The organism is Streptomyces capitiformicae (genome assembly GCF_002214185.1).
GTDB lineage: Bacteria > Actinomycetota > Actinomycetes > Streptomycetales > Streptomycetaceae > Streptomyces > Streptomyces capitiformicae.
In genome coordinates, this window is the sequence record NZ_CP022161.1 from 9877520 (window position 1) to 9894874 (window position 17355).

General features: G+C 69.0%; 18 protein-coding genes and 1 pseudogene. 10 read left to right on the top strand and 9 right to left on the bottom strand.

What is annotated here, in order from left to right:
• The first annotated feature begins 193 nt into the window (after positions 1-193).
• Positions 194-643: a sec-independent translocase gene (locus tag CES90_RS44435; protein WP_189783826.1), complete on the top strand. Its 450-nt coding sequence runs from the start codon at positions 194-196 to the stop codon at positions 641-643.
• Between the two features lie 261 nt (positions 644-904).
• Positions 905-1576, top strand: a complete 672-nt coding sequence (locus tag CES90_RS44440; RefSeq protein ID WP_189783827.1) for a hypothetical protein — start codon at positions 905-907, stop codon at positions 1574-1576.
• A 122-nt stretch (positions 1577-1698) separates the two neighbouring features.
• Here CES90_RS44440 and CES90_RS44445 read toward each other — a convergent pair whose 3' ends face one another.
• The 3 genes from CES90_RS44445 to CES90_RS44455 form a co-directional block, all read right to left on the bottom strand.
• A complete protein-coding gene (locus CES90_RS44445; RefSeq protein ID WP_189783828.1) occupies positions 1699-2856 on the bottom strand; it encodes an Mrp/NBP35 family ATP-binding protein in 1158 nt (385 codons plus the stop codon).
• A 152-nt stretch (positions 2857-3008) separates the two neighbouring features.
• Entirely contained in the window at positions 3009-3569 is a 561-nt protein-coding gene (locus CES90_RS44450) for a DUF1003 domain-containing protein (protein ID WP_189783829.1), read from the bottom strand.
• A 115-nt stretch (positions 3570-3684) separates the two neighbouring features.
• A complete protein-coding gene (locus CES90_RS44455; protein WP_189783830.1) occupies positions 3685-4980 on the bottom strand; it encodes a magnesium transporter MgtE N-terminal domain-containing protein in 1296 nt (431 codons plus the stop codon).
• Positions 4981-5206: 226 nt separating this feature from the next.
• On the opposite strand from CES90_RS44455, the gene CES90_RS44460 reads away from it, so the two are divergent.
• The gene (locus tag CES90_RS44460) at positions 5207-5959 is read left to right on the top strand and encodes a hypothetical protein (RefSeq protein ID WP_189783831.1); all 753 of its coding nucleotides are present in this window, start codon (positions 5207-5209) and stop codon (positions 5957-5959) included.
• A gap of 10 nt (positions 5960-5969) precedes the next feature.
• Here the strand turns inward: CES90_RS44460 and CES90_RS44465 are convergent, their stop codons facing one another.
• Complete coding sequence (locus CES90_RS44465) at positions 5970-6497, bottom strand: hypothetical protein (protein ID WP_189783832.1); 528 nt, start codon at positions 6495-6497, stop codon at positions 5970-5972.
• A 43-nt stretch (positions 6498-6540) separates the two neighbouring features.
• On the bottom strand, positions 6541-7665 hold the full coding sequence (locus CES90_RS44470; RefSeq protein WP_189783833.1) for a magnesium and cobalt transport protein CorA: 1125 nt from the start codon (positions 7663-7665) through the stop codon (positions 6541-6543).
• Between the two features lie 570 nt (positions 7666-8235).
• On the opposite strand from CES90_RS44470, the gene CES90_RS44475 reads away from it, so the two are divergent.
• From CES90_RS44475 to CES90_RS44490, 4 genes are all read left to right on the top strand, one after another.
• Entirely contained in the window at positions 8236-8820 is a 585-nt protein-coding gene (locus CES90_RS44475; RefSeq protein ID WP_189783834.1) for a suppressor of fused domain protein, read from the top strand.
• A 243-nt stretch (positions 8821-9063) separates the two neighbouring features.
• On the top strand, positions 9064-9705 hold the full coding sequence (locus CES90_RS44480; RefSeq protein ID WP_189783835.1) for a DUF6758 family protein: 642 nt from the start codon (positions 9064-9066) through the stop codon (positions 9703-9705).
• A 149-nt stretch (positions 9706-9854) separates the two neighbouring features.
• Positions 9855-10715, top strand: coding sequence for a PHP domain-containing protein (locus CES90_RS44485; protein WP_189783836.1), 861 nt, complete (start codon positions 9855-9857; stop codon positions 10713-10715).
• 189 nt (positions 10716-10904) lie between these two features.
• Positions 10905-11510, top strand: a complete 606-nt coding sequence (locus CES90_RS44490; RefSeq protein WP_189783837.1) for a MarC family protein — start codon at positions 10905-10907, stop codon at positions 11508-11510.
• Between the two features lie 84 nt (positions 11511-11594).
• Here the strand turns inward: CES90_RS44490 and CES90_RS44495 are convergent, their stop codons facing one another.
• Positions 11595-11747 carry a hypothetical protein gene (locus CES90_RS44495; RefSeq protein ID WP_149826552.1) on the bottom strand — a complete coding sequence of 51 codons (153 nt, stop codon included), beginning with the start codon at positions 11745-11747 and terminating at the stop codon, positions 11595-11597.
• A 258-nt stretch (positions 11748-12005) separates the two neighbouring features.
• Here CES90_RS44495 and CES90_RS44500 point away from each other — a divergent pair, with 258 nt between their 5' ends.
• Positions 12006-12902, top strand: a complete 897-nt coding sequence (locus CES90_RS44500; RefSeq protein WP_189783838.1) for an NYN domain-containing protein — start codon at positions 12006-12008, stop codon at positions 12900-12902.
• Between the two features lie 18 nt (positions 12903-12920).
• Here the strand turns inward: CES90_RS44500 and CES90_RS44505 are convergent, their stop codons facing one another.
• The 3 genes and pseudogenes from CES90_RS44505 to CES90_RS50775 form a co-directional block, all read right to left on the bottom strand.
• Positions 12921-13790: an alpha/beta fold hydrolase gene (locus CES90_RS44505; RefSeq protein ID WP_189783839.1), complete on the bottom strand. Its 870-nt coding sequence runs from the start codon at positions 13788-13790 to the stop codon at positions 12921-12923.
• A gap of 126 nt (positions 13791-13916) precedes the next feature.
• On the bottom strand, positions 13917-14579 hold the full coding sequence (locus CES90_RS44510; protein WP_232791378.1) for a hypothetical protein: 663 nt from the start codon (positions 14577-14579) through the stop codon (positions 13917-13919).
• Positions 14551-14751, bottom strand: a pseudogene (locus CES90_RS50775) (IS701 family transposase); the annotation flags it as partial. The pseudogene CES90_RS50775 and the gene CES90_RS44510, both read right to left, overlap by 29 nt.
• Positions 14752-14936: 185 nt before the next feature.
• Here CES90_RS50775 and CES90_RS44515 point away from each other — a divergent pair.
• Both CES90_RS44515 and CES90_RS44520 read left to right on the top strand, forming a co-directional pair.
• Complete coding sequence (locus tag CES90_RS44515; protein ID WP_332836414.1) at positions 14937-15236, top strand: pyridoxamine 5'-phosphate oxidase family protein; 300 nt, start codon at positions 14937-14939, stop codon at positions 15234-15236.
• 454 nt (positions 15237-15690) lie between these two features.
• The gene (locus tag CES90_RS44520; RefSeq protein ID WP_189788322.1) at positions 15691-17154 is read left to right on the top strand and encodes a S28 family serine protease; all 1464 of its coding nucleotides are present in this window, start codon (positions 15691-15693) and stop codon (positions 17152-17154) included.
• Positions 17155-17355: the final 201 nt, after the last annotated feature.

Here is a 17355-nt window from a genome sequence, read left to right on the forward strand (position 1 = left end):
GGGGTCCCTGGCCCCCTCCCGCCAGGCAAACAGCTGGGAAAACCAGCCGTGCGACCCTGGTCGGAGGGTGCCCGGCAGTACCCGATCGACAGGATCGCCGGGTACCGTGGACCCGGCCCGGACCACGGAAGACCTGCCGGACCGCGGAAGATCTACCGAGGGCCGCGACCGAGGACATCGCAAGGAGCTTCAGGTGTTCAATGACATAGGTGCGCTCGAGCTGGTGACGCTCATCGTCCTTGCCGTGCTCGTCTTCGGTCCGGACAAGCTCCCGAAGGTGATCCAGGACGTCACGCGCACGATCCGCAAGATCCGTGAGTTCTCGGACAGCGCCAAGCAGGACATTCGCAACGAACTCGGCCCGGAGTTCAAGGACTTCGAGTTCGAGGACCTCAACCCCAAGACGTTCATCCGCAAGCAGCTGGACAACGACGACCTGGGGCTGAAGGAGATGCGCAGCAGCTTCGACCTCAAGAAGGAGATGGCCGAGCTCACGGACGCGGTCCAGGGCCGCGAATCCGAGCCCTCGTCCGCCGCCGCTGCCTCCACGTCGGGTTCCTCGGGCGGCTCCGTCGACATGAGCAAGAAGCGTGCCGCACTCGAGAAGGACGAGCGCCCGCCCTACGACGCGGACGCCACCTGAGCCGTACGCCGTCCCTGAGCCGTACGCCGTACCTCCGCGTGCTGCCGCGCCCCCTACGTGATGCGATTCATACGGGTCACGCCTCTCCGTACGGCCTGAAGCCGCCTGTACGCCGTCCTACGCGCCGAGCGGTTTCCCTGCTGCTCGGAGTGCTGTGGCTATGCTGCCCAGTTGTTGTGCGGACCGCATGGAGAGCGAGCGACGACGCCCGAGGGGGGCGGGCCGCTCCGGTCCGCCTAGAGCGAGGAGGCGTCCGGGCAGATGGAGACGACGAGTCGGGTAGGCGCGCAGGCGTCGGCCGCGGAGGGCGGACAACAGGTCCCCTCCGCCCGACGCACGGTCGACGGCTACCTGCTGGCGCCCTTCCCGTGGTACGGCCTCGACGAGGCCTTCACGGGGCCGCGCTGGCTGATGCAGGTCGGTACGTCGGCGGAAGGCGCCGTCGAGCACGGTTCGATCGGACACGGCGACGAACCCTCGGTGCGCAACGAGTACGCCACCGGAGCGGACGACGAGGCCAAGGAGCGGTTCGCGGTGGTGGTGACCATCGCCGCGAATCCGTCCCGGAGGAGCGCCGACGGCACGGGGTTGCTGGAAGCCACATCGGTTTCCTCGGCGGCGTGGCTCGCGGGGGTGGGGCTGCTGTCGTTCACGTGGCCGGGGCAGTTGGACCACTCCCTGCGGGACGACTGGCTGGATCAGCAGACCGAGGCGGCGTGGGTGCTGGCCGACGATCTCGCCGGGCCGGACTGGTCGACGCTGTCCCTGCCGGTGGACGGGGTGCCGACGCCGTTCCACTACCGGGAGTCCGAGTTCGGGTGGGTGCTCGCCGGGTCGACCTCTGAGGGGGTGCACGTGGGTGCGTACGGAAGAGGGATGAGCGCGTACGGGCTTGGCTTCGCCATGATCAAGGACATCGGGGAGTACGCATAGCGCAAAGGGCACCGCCTCGTTGGGTGCGGTGCCCTTCTTCGCCGTGGGGATTGGGGTTTGTCGGGGACTTCGGGTTGTGTGTGGTTGCTCACGCAGGCCCCCGCGCCCCTTCGATACCTGCTCTAGAACTTGTTCCTCGGCGTGATGCCCAGGCTCATGCCCGACAAGCCCCTCTGGCGGCCGCCCAGCTTGCCGGCGATCGCTCGTAGGGCCGAGCCCGCCGGGGAGTCGGGGTCGGTCAGGACCACCGGCTTGCCCTCGTCGCCGCCCTCGCGGAGGCGGACGTCGATGGGGATGTTGCCGAGGACCGGGACCGTGGTGCCCGTCGTGCGGGTGAGGCCGTCGGCGACGACCTGGCCGCCGCCCGTGCCGAAGACGTCGACCATCTCGTCGCAGTGCGGGCAGGGGAGGCCGGACATGTTCTCGACGACGCCGACGATCTTCTGGTGGGTCTGGACCGCGATCGAGCCCGCCCGCTCCGCCACCTCGGCCGCCGCCTGCTGCGGGGTCGTCACGATCAGGATCTCCGCGTTCGGGACCAGCTGGGCGACGGAGATCGCGATGTCGCCCGTGCCCGGGGGCAGGTCGAGCAACAGAACATCCAGGTCGCCCCAGTAGACGTCCGCCAGGAACTGCTGGAGCGCCCTGTGGAGCATCGGGCCGCGCCAGACGACGGGGTCGTTGCCCGGCGTGAACATGCCGATCGAGATGACCTTCACGCCGTTCGCGGACGGCGGCATGATCATGTTCTCGACCTGGGTGGGACGGCCGCCGGCGCCCAGCATGCGCGGCACGGAGTGGCCGTAGATGTCGGCGTCGACGACACCGACCTTCAGACCGTCGGCCGCCATCGCCGCCGCCAGGTTCACCGTCACCGAGGACTTGCCGACGCCGCCCTTGCCGGAGGCGACGGCGTACACGCGAGTGAGGGAGCCCGGTTTCGCGAACGGGATCTCGCGCTCGGCCTGGCCGCCGCGCAGCGCGGAGGCCAGCTCACGGCGCTGCTCGTCGCTCATGACGTCGAGTTCGACGTCGACGCGGGTGACGCCCTCGACCCGCGAGACCGCCTCCGTCACACGCTGCGTGATCGTGTCGCGCATGGGGCAGCCGGAGACCGTCAGGTACACGGCGACCGCGACCGCTCCGTCCGCACCGATCTCCACCGATTTGACCATCCCGAGTTCGGTGATGGGCCGGTTGATCTCGGGGTCGTTCACCGTGGCGAGTGCTGCGTGCACGGCGTCACTCGTAGGGGTGGAACCCGGCCTGTGGACAGCCATCCGTCTTCCTTCGCTACTAGTCTCCTGCCTGTGCCATGTGGCGCCGGACAGGGCTTGTCCGTCATGAGGACGCGGACGCGTTCAAGTGAGAGGCCGCTCCCTCTGGGAGAGGCGCAGTCACAAGGACGATGGTACGGCGCTTGGAGCGGCCGTCAGGAACCATCTTCCGGCAGCGCGAAGGTCCGGTGCTCCTCGATCTCCCGCTGGAGATCCTGGAGCTCGGAGCGTAGCCAGTCGCGGGTGGCGACCTCGCCGAGGCCGATACGGAGCGCGGCGATCTCCCTGGTCAGATACTCGGTGTCGGCGATCGAGCGCTCGTTCTGTTTGCGGTCCTGTTCGAGGTTGACCCGGTCGCGGTCGTCCTGGCGGTTCTGCGCGAGGAGGATCAGCGGGGCCGCGTACGAGGCCTGGAGGGAGAGCATCAGCGTCAGGAAGATGAACGGGTACTCGTCGAAGCGCAGGGCGCGGGGCGCGAACACGTTCCACAGGACCCAGACATTGATGGCGACCGTCATCCAGACCAGGAACCGTCCGGTGCCCAGGAACCGTGCGATGCGCTCCGAGAGCCGTCCGAAGGCCTCGGGGTCCCATTCGGGCAGGAACCTGGCCCGGCGGCGCAGCGGCTGGTCCAGGCGCGTACGTGGGCGTGCGGTGGCCCCGGAGAGCGTGCGCTCCCGTACGGGTGCCGCGGAGGACGGCGTGCGCTCGTGCATGGACGCGGCGCTCGCGTGATCCCGCTCGCGCCCCCCAAGCCCCCCGATCCGCCCGTCACGCCTTCCGTGCCCGTCTCGCCTTCCGTGCCCGTCTCGCCCCCCGCGCCCGTCGCGCTCAGGAACCATGGGCCGCCCCCTCGACGTCCCCGTCGTCCTCGTCCAGGTGGAACTCCGTCTCCCGCCAGTCCTCGGGCAGCATGTGGTCCAGTACGTCGTCCACGGTCACCGCGCCCAACAGCGAGCCGCTCTCGTCGACCACGGGCGCCGCGACCATGTCGTACGTCGCGAAGAACCCGGCCACCTCGGGCAGCAGGGCCTCCGGGTCGAGCGGCTGGAGGTCGTCGTCGAGGATCGAGCTGACCAGGTTGTACGGCGGGTCCCGCAGCAGCCGTTGGAAGTGGACCGTGCCGAGGTACTTGCCGGTCGGGGTCTCGTCCGGCGGCCGGCACACATACACCTGGGCGGCGAGCGCGGGGGAGAGGTCGGGCTCGCGGACCCGGGCGAGCGCGTCGGCGACGGTCGCGTCCGGGCGCAGCACGATCGGCTCGGTGGTCATCAGGCCGCCGGCGGTCTTCTCCTCGTACGCCATGAGCCGCCGTACGTCCGCCGCCTCGTCCGGCTGCATCAGCGTCAGCAGCCGCTCCTGCTCCTCCTCCGGCAGCTCGGCGAGCAGGTCGGCGGCGTCGTCCGGATCCATGGCCTCCAGGACGTCGGCGGCCCGCTCCTCCTTGAGCTTGCCGAGGATCTCGATCTGGTCGTCCTCCGGAAGCTCCTCCAGGACATCGGCGAGACGGTCGTCGTCGAGGGCGGCGGCGACCTCGGCCCGGCGCTTGGCGGAGAGGTGGTGCAGCACGTTGGCGAGGTCGGCCGGGCGGAGCTGCTCGAAGGTGGCCAGCAGGCTCTCCGCGCCCTGCCCGTGCTCCTCCAGCGAGAACCCGGTGACCGCCGACCACTCCACGGTCAGCGTCTCGCCCCGGTGCCGCCGGAACGCCCCGCCCTTCCCCTTCCGTACGAACACCCGGTCGATCTCCCAGTCCCGGCGGGCCGGCAGCTGCTGCACCGAGATGTCGAGGACCGTCACCTCCTCACCCGTCTCCACCAGCCGTACGCGACGGTCCAGCAGTTCCCCGATGACGAGCCGCTCGGTGGGCCGCTGCTCGAAGCGGCGCACGTTCAGGACGCCGGTGGTGATGACCTGTCCGGACTGCACTCCCGTGACCCGGGTCATCGGCAGAAAGATCCGGCGCCGCGTGGACAGCTCGACGACCAGGCCGAGCAGCCGCGGCGGCTTCCGCCCGACCCGCAGGATGGCCACGAGGTCACGGACCCGGCCCACCTGGTCGCCGTTCGGGTCGAAGACGGCGACTCCGGAGAGGTGCGAGACGAAGATCCGGGGCGCCAGCGCCGCCATGAGCCGCCCCTTCCTTTTGTGTGGGTCTTGTGCTCTCCCTAGGGAGTGAGTCTTTCGCGATAATCACGCGAGTCATACGGGATTGTCCGCCGAGGAGGGCTTCAGGCTAGCCCGTCCCGATCGGATATGCCCTGGTGAGCGGTGCGGACGGACTGCCTCCGTGGCGCGGCGGGAGCCCCGGTACTCTGCGGTACGCCGGGACTCCCCACGAAGAGGTGTGTCGTCTGTGACTCTCATTCCCCGTACCCGAAGGGCCGCACTGGTGAGCGCCGTCTGCACCCTCGTGGCGAGCGGGCTGGGGCTCACCGGCTGCAGCGAGGATCCGAACGAGGGCACCAACGGCGTCGGCAAGCTGCAACCGGCACAGATCCAGAGCAAGACCAAGGCGGCCGCCATCGCGGCGGGCGCGGTCCGGCTCTCCGGGGCCGTGGTGAGCAACGGCAAGACGTACAAGCTGGACATGCGCCTGAAGGCGGACGGCGGTACGGGCTCTGTGACGGCGGAGGGCTCGACCTTCCGGCTGCTGAAGGTCGGCGAGCACCTCTTCCTCAAGGCCGACGCCGACTTCTGGGCCCACGAGGAGGACGGCAAGGGCGGTGACCACGACGCCGGGGCGGCCGCCGCGGACAAGCTGGACGGCATGTATGTGAAGGTGCCGACCGGTGACCCCGCCTACAAGCGCTTCAGCGGCTTCACAGACAAGGACGTCCTCCTCGAGGGCCTGCTCACGCTCCACGGCGCCCTGTCCACCGACGGCTACCACAATCAGTCCGGCACCCGCACCATCCGCATCACCGGCGACAAGGGCTCCGGCGGCACCCTCGACGTCTCCCTGGAAGGCACCCCCTACCCCCTCCGCCTGGTCCGCGCGGGCGACGCCGGCACCATCACCCTCTCCGACTGGGGCGAGGACTTCACCCTGAAGGAACCGGACGAGAAGTCGGTGGTCGACTACGGCAAGCAGCTGCCGACGTCGTAGTGGCGGAGCGTTACTTCTTCGCCTTCTTCGCCTTCCTACGCCGCTTCAGAAGCAGCCTGGGCAACCCCGCCGGAATCGGCCTCCGTGTGGTCGCGGGCGTCGGCAACGGCACCGCCGCCAGGTCGCCGTCGGGCAATGGCACCGTGGTCCCCGTCGGCTCCAGGCGGAGCACCCGGCACTCCCGGCCCCACCGCTCCGGCATGGCCTCACCGTCAGGCGCGTTCAATCGCTTGCCCTTGAGCTCGGCCACCGCGGCCTCCCACTCGGGAGAGCCCGCGGCCAGCTCCACGACCGTCGCGTCCCAGGTCACCAGCCGCCCGCCCTTGTCCTTGCTGCGCACGGTCACCACGGCGGAACCCCCGTCGACGAGCCCCGGCAACGGCTGCTCCCCCGGCCCGTCGCCGATCAGGCACACCGCACCCTCGTGCCAGACATGCCACAGTGCACGCGACGACACCCCGTCGCCCCGCACCCAGATGAGCCCGGACTTCTTGGTGGCCTCCTCGATGAGGGCCCGGTCGAGCAGCTGTTCCGTCATGAACAGCAGCCTAGCCGGGCCCCGCACAACCGCCCGTCGGCTACTAGAGCCACCCGTTCCGCTTGAGCGTGCGGTGGATGCCGAAGCAGATCGCGACCGTGACGGTCAGAACCATCGGGTAGCCGAACTTCCAACCCAGCTCCGGCATGTACTTGAAGTTCATGCCGTACACGCCGCACACCATCGTCGGTACGGCGATGATGGCCGCCCACGAGGTGATCTTCCGCATGTCCTCGTTCTGCGCGACGGAGGCCTGCGCCAGGTTCGCCTGAAGGATCGAGTTGAGGAGCTCGTCGAAGCCGACGACCTGCTCCTGGACGCGGGCGAGGTGGTCGGCCACGTCACGGAAGTACTTCTGGATGTCCGGGTCGACCAGCCGCATCGGCCGCTCGCTCAGCAGCTGCATGGGCCGCACCAGCGGCAGCACCGCGCGCTTGAACTCCATGACCTCGCGCTTGAGTTGGTAGATCCGGCCGGCGTCCGTACCCCGCGGCGTGCCCTTGCGGCCCGGCGAGAACACCTCCGTCTCCACCTCGTCGATGTCGTCCTGCACGGCGTCCGCGACGGCCACGTACCCGTCGACGACGTGGTCGGCGATGGCGTGCAGCACGGCCGAGGGGCCCTTGGCGAGCAACTCCGGGTCGTCCTGCAGCCGGTGGCGCAGCGCGCGCAGCGAACCCTGACCGCCGTGCCGGACGGTGATGAAGAAGTCCCGCCCGGTGAAGCACATGACCTCGCCGGACTCGACCACCTCGCTGGTGGCGGTGAGTTCGTCGTGCTCGACGTAGTGGATGGTCTTGAAGACGGTGAAGAGGGTGTCGTCGTACCGCTCCAGCTTCGGCCGCTGGTGGGCCTGCACCGCGTCCTCCACGGCCAGCGGGTGCAACCCGAACTCCGCGGCGATACCGGAGAATTCGGCCTCGGAGGGCTCGTGCAGCCCGATCCAGACGAAGCCGCCGTCCCGACGCACCTGACGGATCGCCTCGTGCGGGGTCAGGCTGCGCTCGGTGACGACGCGCACGCCGTCGCGGTAGACGGCGCAGTCCACGACGGCCGTGGTCGCCTCCGCCGGGCGCGTGGCGTCGTACGCGCCCCCGTCCTTGCGCAGCGACAGGCGCGAGGTACGGGTCGGGCGGACCGCGGCACGCAGGTTGTTGATCATCGACATGGGCAGACTCCTTCGCAACGAAAGGGCCGCCGACGACGGTTGGAACTACCCGGAATGGGGACGTTTTGACTGCGGATGTTTGGCACGTCCACAAAGCGGGGAGCACCGCACCGTCGCGGTGACAGCTTCGCTTGATGCAGATCAGTTCGCTTGGTTCGGCACAGCGTTTGGGGTAGCGATTCAGATCGGCGATTCAGATCAAGACGGGAAAGAAGTGCTCTTCCGTTGCGCGGCGACCGACAGACGGCGACGGCACGACGCGAGTGAGGGTGGCAGCCAAGCAGAGAGTTGAAGCCAGAGCTACGGAACTCAGTGGGCGGAAGAGCGGGTGGTACTGCACGGTCGACTTCGGTCCATCGCAGCCCCACCTCCTCCGGCCGGTCCCTCGTAAGGGACGTTCCATACCCCACTCGGGGTTCCCCGTAGGGGAGTCAGTTCTCGGCCGAGGTCGTGAGAGCGACGCTTCTGCGTGCTGCTCGTGTGTTGACCTGACCGGCGCCCAAGACTAACAGTCGACTGAAGTGCCAAGGTGCCCGTTTGCCGGTTCCTGACGAGTTCTATGCTCGGCTCATGGTTGATGTTCTTCCGTTGGTGGAGGCCCGTTTGCGCACCGCGCTGGGCGAACCGGACGCGCGCGCCGCGGTCACCTTCCTCGGCACGGACCGCATCGAGGTCCTCCGCTTCACCGACGGAGACCTCGTCCGCTACGCCACCCTCGGTATGTCCGCCCAGCCGATGACCGACCCCGCCGCGATGCTCGCCGACCCCGTCAAGGGCCCGCGCGCCGAGCTCGTCCTGTCCGTACGGCACGGGACGGCCGACACCGACAAGGTGCTCCGCCCGCTCGCCGTGCTCGCCGCGTCACCACAGGTCGAAGGCGTGGTCGTGGCTCCCGGCGCCTCCCTCGACGTGGGTGCGCCGCTCTGGCCCGGCGCCCCCTTCACCTCCGTCCTCGTCGCCGAGTCCGGCGGCCTCGTGGAGGACCTCGAACTGGACGCCCCCGCCGACCCCGTACGTTTCCTGCCCCTTCTGCCGATGACCGCCAACGAGGCCGCCTGGAAGCGGGTGCACGGCGCCCAGGCCCTCCAGGAGCGCTGGCTCACGCAGGGCACGGATCTGCGCGACCCGGTCCGCAAGTCGGTCCCCCTGGACTGATGGGACCGACCGGTCTCGACTCCCCCGTGTGACGGACGGCACGGCGTACGTGACCGGACGACGCCCGACAGGTGGCCGAAAATCGCCGCTTCCCTTGGTCGTGCGGGTAGTTGATCCCGTTGGTTGGTCCAGTGGGCGAACCGCTGTCCGGGATCCGGTGTTCGTGAGCGGAATGTGACGCGCACACGCCGGACGGGTGATCGTCCTTGACGCGAGGAAGCACGGGGAGGACCGTTGGGCCCTATGAGGGGCGAACCCAGTTGCCCGAAGTGTGGTGGCCGGGTCAGGGCTCCCGGCCTCTTTGCCGACTCCTGGCAGTGCGCTGTGCACGGGACGGTGCACCCGCTGCAGCCCGTGATCCCGCCCAGCGTCGAGGCCCTCAGTGTCGTGGTGCACCGTGCCAAGGTGCCCGTGTGGATGCCCTGGCCGCTGCCCGTGGGCTGGCTGTTCACCGGGGCCGCCTTCGCCGGTGACGACCGTAGTGGGGGCCGCGCCACCGCCGTGGCCTGCTCCGGCCCGGGGCCGCTCGGCGGGATAGGGGAGCTGGTGCTCATCGCCGAGGAACTCGGCGTCGGCCTCGGCGCGCGGTACGCGGGCATCGACGGCCCCGACCCCGGCCCGTATCTGAGCGTCGAGAAGCCGCCTCAGGCGAAGGTCCTGGCCGCCGGACGCCCGACGCCCCTCTGGCATGTCTCCGGTACGCCCGACGACCGGGCGGTGTTCGCCGGTGAGGCGCTCGGGTTGTGGCTGTGGGCGATCGTCTGGCCCGAGCAGACCGGGTTGCTGATGTACGACGAGCTGGTGCTGACGGATCTGCGGGACGCGGGTGCGGAGGTCGAGCTGCTGCCTTGCGGGGCGCTTTCGCCGCGGATTCTTGAGCCGTAGCGCTCGGTTCGGCCGGACGGGTGGGCGGCTTCGGCTTGGGTGTGTAGGGGGCGCCCAGGGGTTTCGGGTGTGACACGTACTGTTCGGAAGCGCGTTATCCTTGAGCGTCCGCTTCTGTTCGTGTCCCGTCATCGCCTGGAGTCCCCGTCGTGCGTATCGATCTGCACTGTCACTCCACGGCCTCCGACGGCACGGACACCCCGGCCGAGCTGGTGCGGAACGCGGCCAAGGCCGGGCTGGACGTCGTCGCGCTGACCGATCACGACACCACGCGCGGGTACGCCGAGGCGATCGCCGCGCTGCCGGAGGGGCTCACGCTGGTCACCGGTGCCGAGCTGTCGTGCCGGCTGGACGGTGTCAGCATGCACATGCTGGCCTACCTGTTCGATCCGGAGGAGCCCGACCTGCTCGCCGAGCGGGAGCTGGTACGGGACGACCGGGTGCCCCGGGCCCGCGGGATGATAGCCAAGCTGAACGAGCTCGGCGTCCCCGTGACCTGGGACCAGGTGTCCCGTATCGCCGGTGACGGTTCCGTGGGGCGGCCGCACGTGGCCACCGCCCTCGTCGAACTCGGCGTCGTACCGACCGTGAGCGACGCCTTCACCGAGCAGTGGCTCGCCGACGGTGGCCGTGCCTTCGTCGAGAAGCACGAGACCGACCCCTTCGAGGCGATCCGGCTGATCAAGGGCGCGGGCGGTGTCGCCGTCTTCGCGCACCCGGCCGCGGTCAAGCGCGGCAAGACCGTCCCGGAGTCCGCGATCGCCGAACTGGCCGCCGCCGGACTCGACGGCATTGAGGTCGACCACATGGACCACGACCCGGCGACCCGGGCCCGACTGAGCGGCCTGGCGAAGGAGCTGGGGCTGCTCACCACGGGGTCCTCCGACTATCACGGCAGCCGCAAGACCTGCGTGCTCGGCGAGTACACGACCGACCCCGAGGTGTACGGGGAGATCACGCGGCGGGCCACCGGAGCGTTTCCCGTCCCGGGGGCCGACGGGGTTCGTTAGCTGGTCCTTTGGCTGTACGGCACCCGGCGGTTGCTGGCTGTGCCCACCCTCCCCACACCTCAACTTCGTTCGAGCGGGCGGTGCCCCCATCGCCCTGCGGAACGATTGCCCACAGTGGTCACACCGCGGTCACAGCAGCGGTCATAGTGGGCTGCTCGCTTGTTCTTCACTCCTCCAAGGCGTCCCCCTGTGTTCGATCTCGCCGTCTTCGGCTCGCTCTTTCTCACTCTCTTCGTGATCATGGATCCGCCCGGGATCACGCCGATCTTCCTCGGGCTCACCGCCGGTCGTCCCGCGCGGACGCAGAAGCGGATGGCGTTTCAGGCCGTGTGTGTGGCCGGTGGGGTGATCACCGTCTTCGGGCTCCTCGGTCACCAGATCCTGAACTATCTGCATGTGTCCGTGCCCGCGCTGATGATCGCGGGCGGCCTGCTGCTCCTGTTGATCGCTCTCGACCTGCTGACCGGCAAGACGGACGAGCCGAAGCAGACCAAGGACGTGAACGTCGCCCTCGTCCCGCTGGGCATGCCGCTGCTGGCCGGCCCCGGTGCGATCGTGTCGGTGATCCTCGCGGTCCAGAAGGCGGACAGCGTGGCCACCCAGGTGTCCGTGTGGGTCGCGATCCTCGCGATCCATGTCGTGCTGTGGCTGACGATGCGGTACTCGCTGCTGATCATCCGGGTCATCAAGGACGGCGGTGTGGTGCTGGTGACGAGGCTCGCGGGCATGATGCTCTCCGCCATCGCCGTCCAGCAGATCATCAACGGCGTGACCCAGGTGATCCAGGGCGGCTGAGGTCGCGTCGGCCACCCGCGCATACGCAGAGCCCCGTACGGCATCGAGGCCGTACGGGGCTCTGAAGTGTGAACGGACCGCGTCCTACGAGGCGGTCACGTCAGCCGGGCGAATCCAGATGCGCTGCCCGATGGCGGCGGCCTGTTGCACGATCCGGTTGACGGAGGCGGCGTCCACGACGGTGCTGTCCACGGGCGTGCCGTCGACGTCGTCGAGTCGCAGGATTTCGAAGCGCAAGGGCTTCTCCCTTCGTCTGGTCATCCTCCTGAGGAGAACTACTGGTGGTGGTACGCGGGTCCTCGGTGCCCGGGTTCCATGAGGATTCAACGTTATGCATGTTACAAACATTCCCTACGCTAAGGAAAATTTTCGAGAAGCTAAGTACCTCTCGGTGAGTGCTCGGTAAGTGCTGGTGTGGGTGCGTCTACCAGGAAACTGGAAGACTGATTGGGACCGGTTGTGTTCGCAGCGTGACCGCCGGGACAATGGATGCATATGAACGACGACCTCGCGGCGCTCGGCGCCCGCATCGACCGTACGAACGAGCTGTTGCAGCGCATGCTCGCCGAGGTGGCGAAGACGCCCTCGACGCATGCGATCTTCGTCGACGCCGGATATCTGTACGCGGCCGTGGGGCGGCTCGTCGCTGGGACGGAGGACCGGCGGTCCTTCGACCTCGATGCGGAAGGTCTCATCGACGCGCTGATCGACAGGGCGCGCACGATCTTCGCGGACAGCCGGCTGCTGCGGGTCTACTGGTACGACGGGGCGCGGCGCCGCATCCATACGGCGGAACAGCAGTCCATCGCGGAACTGCCGGACGTGAAGGTGCGGCTCGGCAACCTCAACGCGAACAACCAGCAGAAGGGCGTCGACTCCCTGATCCGCACCGACCTGGAGTCACTGGCCCGGCACCGCGCCATCAGCGACGCGGCGCTCCTCGGCGGCGACGAGGACCTGGTCTCGGCGGTCGAGGCCGCGCAGGGCTACGGGGCACGGGTCCATCTGTGGGGCATCGAGGCGCCGGAGGGCCGCAACCAGGCCGAGCCGCTGCTCTGGGAGGTCGACAGCCAGCGGACGTTCGACCTCGACTTCTTCAAGCCGTACGTGTCGCGGCGGACCGCCGCGACCTACGAGGCCGCCGCGGGCGTCCGCCCCACCCGCGAGGATGTCCGTTTCGTCGGCGCACAGATCGCCGCGAAGTGGCTCGCGTCACGGGGCCGGGAGGCACTCCAGGAACTCCTCCACGGCCACCCATACCTGCCCGGTTCGGTCGACCAGGATCTGCTCGTCGAGGCGGAAGGGCTGCTCCAGTACTCGCTGCGGGGCCAGGCGGACCTGCGACGGGCCCTGCGGGACGGTTTCTGGGAGCACTTGCGCGCCCAGTACTGAGTGCGGCACCAGCGGGGCTCAGCCGCTGATCCGGTCCCAGAAACCGATGAGGGCGTCGGCCGTCGCCTTCGGCTGGTCGGTGTTGGGGGAGTGCTCGGCGCCGGGGACGACGGTGCGGTGCGCGCTCAGCCGTACGGCCATGTCGTCGAGGATCGCGATCGGCCAGGTGTCGTCGCGCTCACCGGACAGGACGTGCTTGGGCAGGTCGACGGCGGCGAGTTCGGCGACGCGGTCGGGCTCCACGCAGAGCTGACGGCCCGTGGCGATCAGCTGGGCGGGGCTGTTGCCGAGCCAGCGGCGGCGCAGGTCGGCGCGGTCGTCCAGCCCCTCGTCGAGGGCGCCCGTGTCGGTCTCCTCCGGCGGCTCCATCGCCTGGATCGCGTCCCACACCTGCTCCATGCCCATCACGGCCAGGGCGTCCCGCAGCAGCTTCACGCGTTGCTGCTGGGAGGCCGAGATCTGGGCCGGCCCCGACGCCATCAGCGTGAGCGAGGCGAAGGGTGCCGAGTCCAGCAGCACGGCGGCGCGAGAGATCTGACCGCCGAGGGAGTGCCCGACGAGATGGACGGGGTCGCCGTCGCCCACGACCCGTGCCTGCGCGAGCAGATCCTGCGCCAACTCGGCCTGGGCGTACGGAGTTTCGTCGTCCTTGGGCCCCTCGCTCTCGTACTGCCCCCGCCCGTCCACGGCCACCGTGCGGTACCCCGCCTCCGCGAGCGGCTCATGAAGAGCGATGAAGTCCTCCTTGCTGCCGGTGAACCCCGGCACAAGCAGCACGGACCCCTTCACCGCCACTCCCGCTTCGATCACGGCGAACTCTCCACGAGCGGTACGAAGACGGTGGGCGCGGGCACCGGGTGGCAGGGTGAACATGGGAGGACGGCTCATGGGGGGAGGGTAACCGGCGGTGGGGCCCGATGGGCGGGCTGATGGCCGGTTCTGCACTTCGGACGGGCACACGAAAGGCCCGGCCCCCGGAAAGGGGACCGGGCCTACGCCTGGTCGAGAGCGGGGTCAGCCCTCTGTCGCCTCCACGACAGCCGCAGCCTTACGAGTCCGCCGACGAGGCGCCGGCGCCTCGCCCGACTCCTCGGCGGCAACCGCGGCCGCGGTCTTCCGCGTCCGCCGCGGCTTCGTGGCCTGCTCCTCGGTCGGCTGCGCCGGCACCGTGGCCTCGGTCGCGGCCGCGACCTTGCGCGTGCGACGCCGCGGCTTCGGCGCCTCGGCGACCGCGTCGACGGCGGCCTCGGCGGCACCATCCGCCACCTCGACCACAGCCTCCGGGGCCTCCGCGGCCTTCCTCGTACGACGGCGCGGCTTGGCCGGGGCCTCGGCCGTGGCCGACTCCGCGGTCACGGCCTCCGGGGCCTCCACCCCGGCCTCGGCGGTCTTCCGCGTCCGGCGGCGCTTCGGCGCGGCAACCTCGGCGGCGGCCTCCTCCGCGACGGTCTCGACGGGCGCCGCCTCGACGGTCGCCGCGGCCTTACGGGTCCGGCGGCGCGGCTTGGCGGGCTCGGTGTCGGTCGCACCCTCGGCCGAGTCGAGCGCGGCTTCCGCGGTCTCGGCGGCGGCAGCCACCGCGGGCTCCGCGGACGCCGACTTACGGGTGCGGTGGCGGCGCGGCTTGGCCGCCTCTTCGACGGCCTGGGTGGCCTCGATGGCCTGGACTGCTTCCACAGCCTGGAGCCAGCGTCCAGCCGTTCTTCCGCTCAAGCGGCGCAACCAGTCCCCGCATGTAAGCCAGCGCCGACTGACGCGGCTCCTCCCGGTTGAACCGGTGCACGAACCGCTCATGCAGCACGTCCAGTTCACCGGCCCAGAGCCTGACATCAGCAAGGTCCCCACCCATAACCACACCAACGACTGAGCTGGCCAGCAGTCACGGCAAGCACCGTTGCAGTACTAAGGCGCCGGCCGCCGGTCGAACGCGCAGCGGCGTGACAACAGCCCTACCGCACAGTGCGGTTGGTCTGCGATGTGATCTGGCGGAGGGTGCCGCGTCCGCGGGACCCGCGTCATGGAAGGATGGATCCAATGTCTGATGCACCGTTGCCAGAGGCCGCCCTGGCCTTTCTCCGCAGGCCGAACCCGGCCGTCATGGCGACGGTCACGGCGAAAGGCCGCCCCGTATCGGTAGCGACCTGGTACCTCATCGAAGATGACGGACTTCTCATGCTGTGCATGAACGCCGACCGCGCCCGCCTGAAACACCTGCAGAACAACGGCCACGTGTCGCTGACGGTGCTGGGAGCGGACGACTTCGGCACGCATGTATCCGTCCAGGGACACGTCGTGTCCATCAAGCCTGATGAGGGACTCGCCGACATCGATTGACTCTCACGGCACTTCCTCGGCAAGGACTACCCTGCCAGAGAGAACCCGCTCGTGACGGTCCACGTAGAGATCGATCGATGGTTCGGCTGGTCCGGAGGTCGTCCCCTTCAGCTCTGACCTCGATCTTGCATGAGGGCCCGTCAGCTTGCTGGCAGGCCCTCTCGGCTTGTTTGGGGGTGGAGCGAAAGCCGGAACGCTTCCTCGCCTTCACCGCCACCCTCATATGCCACCGCCGACTCACCACCTGAAATGCGTCTGAGTCCTTGCGCGGGAGCCCGACTGTCCGCCCATCTGTCATCCGTCAGACGGGATGCGGCCACCGTGCCTTCACCACCCACAGGGTTTTCCCTAATCTTCTTTGATTCAGGGCGAGTTGACACCCTCTCTTCTGGTGTCTACGTCGGCCGCCGCGCTAGGTTCCGGCGTACACCTGACCCCCCAGGAGAGAATCCACATGCGCAAGGCGCTCAGATGGCTGCTGGCACTCGTTCTGCTCACGGGCACCATCAGCACGGCGGGAGCGGCCACCGCCGCCCAGCCGGAGGTCACCGGAAGCACCGGAATCACCGGGAGCGCCGACATCAAGGACAGGCTGCTCGAGATACCGGGCATGAGTTTTGTCGAGGAGAAGCCGCACCTCGGTGTCTACCGCTTCCTCGTCCTCAACTACACCCAGCCGGTCGACCACCGGCACCCCTCGCAGGGCACGTTCCAGCAGCGGATCACCGTACTGCACAAGGACGTCAACCGCCCGACGGTCTTCTCCACCACCGGCTACAACCTCTTCATGACCCCCGGCCGCAGCGAGCCCACCCGGATCGTCGACGGCAACGAGGTCTCCATGGAGCACCGCTTCTTCACACCGTCCCGCCCCGCCCCGGCCGACTGGTCCCAGCTCGACATCTGGCAGGCGGCGAGCGACCAGCACCGTATCTTCGGTGCGCTCAAGAACATCTACTCCCAGAAGTGGATCTCCACGGGCGGTTCCAAGGGCGGGATGACCGCCACGTACTACGAGCGCTTCTACCCGCGCGACATGGACGGCGTCGTCGCGTACACCGCGCCCAACGACGCGGTGAACGACGAAGACTCGGCGTACGACCGCTTCTTCCGGACGGTCGGCACCAAGGAGTGCCGCGACCGGCTGAACGCGGTACAGCGCGAGGCGCTCGTACGCCGTGAACCGTTGAAGAAGAGGTACGCGGAGTACGCGGAGGCCAGGGGCCTCACCTTCGACACGATCGGCGACCTGGACAAGGCGTACGAGGCGGTCGTGCTCGACTACGTGTGGGACTTCTGGCAGCTCAGCAAGGTGGCGGACTGCGACAGCAACGTCATCCCGAAGGACGCGAAGAACGCGACGGACGACGAGATCTGGACGTCCGTCAACACGATCGGCGGCCTCTCCTCGTACACCGACCAGGGCCTGCAGCCGACCATGCCGTACAAGTACCAGGCGGGTACGCAGCTCGGTGCGCCGACGATCGAGTTCCCGCACATCGAGGAGAAGTACATCCGCTACGGCTATCCGACCCCGCGCAACCTCGTGCCCCGCGACATCCCCATGAGTTTCCAACCGTGGGTGATGCGTGACGTGGACACCTGGGTCCGCCACAACGCCCACCACATGCTCTTCGTGTACGGCGAGAACGACCCGTGGGGTGCCGAGCCCTTCCGCCTCGGCGAGGGCGCCCGCGACAGCTACGTCTTCACGACGCCCGGCGCCAACCACCACGGTGCCAAAGTCGCCGCTCTGGTGGACGACGAGAAGGCCCTGGCCACGGCCCGCATCCTGGAGTGGGCCGGCGTGGCCTCCGCCAAGGTCCAAGCGAACCCCGACGCGGCCAAGCCGCTGGCGAAGCACGACGCCAGGCTGGACAAGCGTGACATCGAGCGCGCGTCGACACTCAGGCCGTGACACCTACGGGCCGCGAACGTTTGGTCCGTGACACCTTCGAGGCGTGACCCGCCTCGGGCGTACGCGCGTCGAGACCCGGTACCGCTGTCCACGCGGTACCGGGTCTCAGCGCTCCTCGGGGTCCGGACTCACCCAGCGGGCTTTCGACGACCGTGCGAAGACGATGTCCGCCATCGCGACCCCCAGGGACGCCCAAAACCG

Coding starts and splice junctions, on each gene's coding strand:
- CES90_RS44520 (WP_189788322.1), top strand. CDS start 15,691: ATGCGCAAGGCGCTCAGATGGCTGCTGGCACTCGTTCTGCTCACGGGC.
- CES90_RS44455 (WP_189783830.1), bottom strand. CDS start 4,980: ATGGCGGCGCTGGCGCCCCGGATCTTCGTCTCGCACCTCTCCGGAGTC.
- CES90_RS44465 (WP_189783832.1), bottom strand. CDS start 6,497: ATGACGGAACAGCTGCTCGACCGGGCCCTCATCGAGGAGGCCACCAAG.
- CES90_RS44515 (WP_332836414.1), top strand. CDS start 14,937: ATGTCTGATGCACCGTTGCCAGAGGCCGCCCTGGCCTTTCTCCGCAGG.
- CES90_RS44500 (WP_189783838.1), top strand. CDS start 12,006: ATGAACGACGACCTCGCGGCGCTCGGCGCCCGCATCGACCGTACGAAC.
- CES90_RS44480 (WP_189783835.1), top strand. CDS start 9,064: ATGAGGGGCGAACCCAGTTGCCCGAAGTGTGGTGGCCGGGTCAGGGCT.
- CES90_RS44450 (WP_189783829.1), bottom strand. CDS start 3,569: ATGCACGAGCGCACGCCGTCCTCCGCGGCACCCGTACGGGAGCGCACG.
- CES90_RS44475 (WP_189783834.1), top strand. CDS start 8,236: ATGGTTGATGTTCTTCCGTTGGTGGAGGCCCGTTTGCGCACCGCGCTG.
- CES90_RS44470 (WP_189783833.1), bottom strand. CDS start 7,665: ATGTCGATGATCAACAACCTGCGTGCCGCGGTCCGCCCGACCCGTACC.
- CES90_RS44440 (WP_189783827.1), top strand. CDS start 905: ATGGAGACGACGAGTCGGGTAGGCGCGCAGGCGTCGGCCGCGGAGGGC.
- CES90_RS44445 (WP_189783828.1), bottom strand. CDS start 2,856: ATGGCTGTCCACAGGCCGGGTTCCACCCCTACGAGTGACGCCGTGCAC.
- CES90_RS44505 (WP_189783839.1), bottom strand. CDS start 13,790: ATGAGCCGTCCTCCCATGTTCACCCTGCCACCCGGTGCCCGCGCCCAC.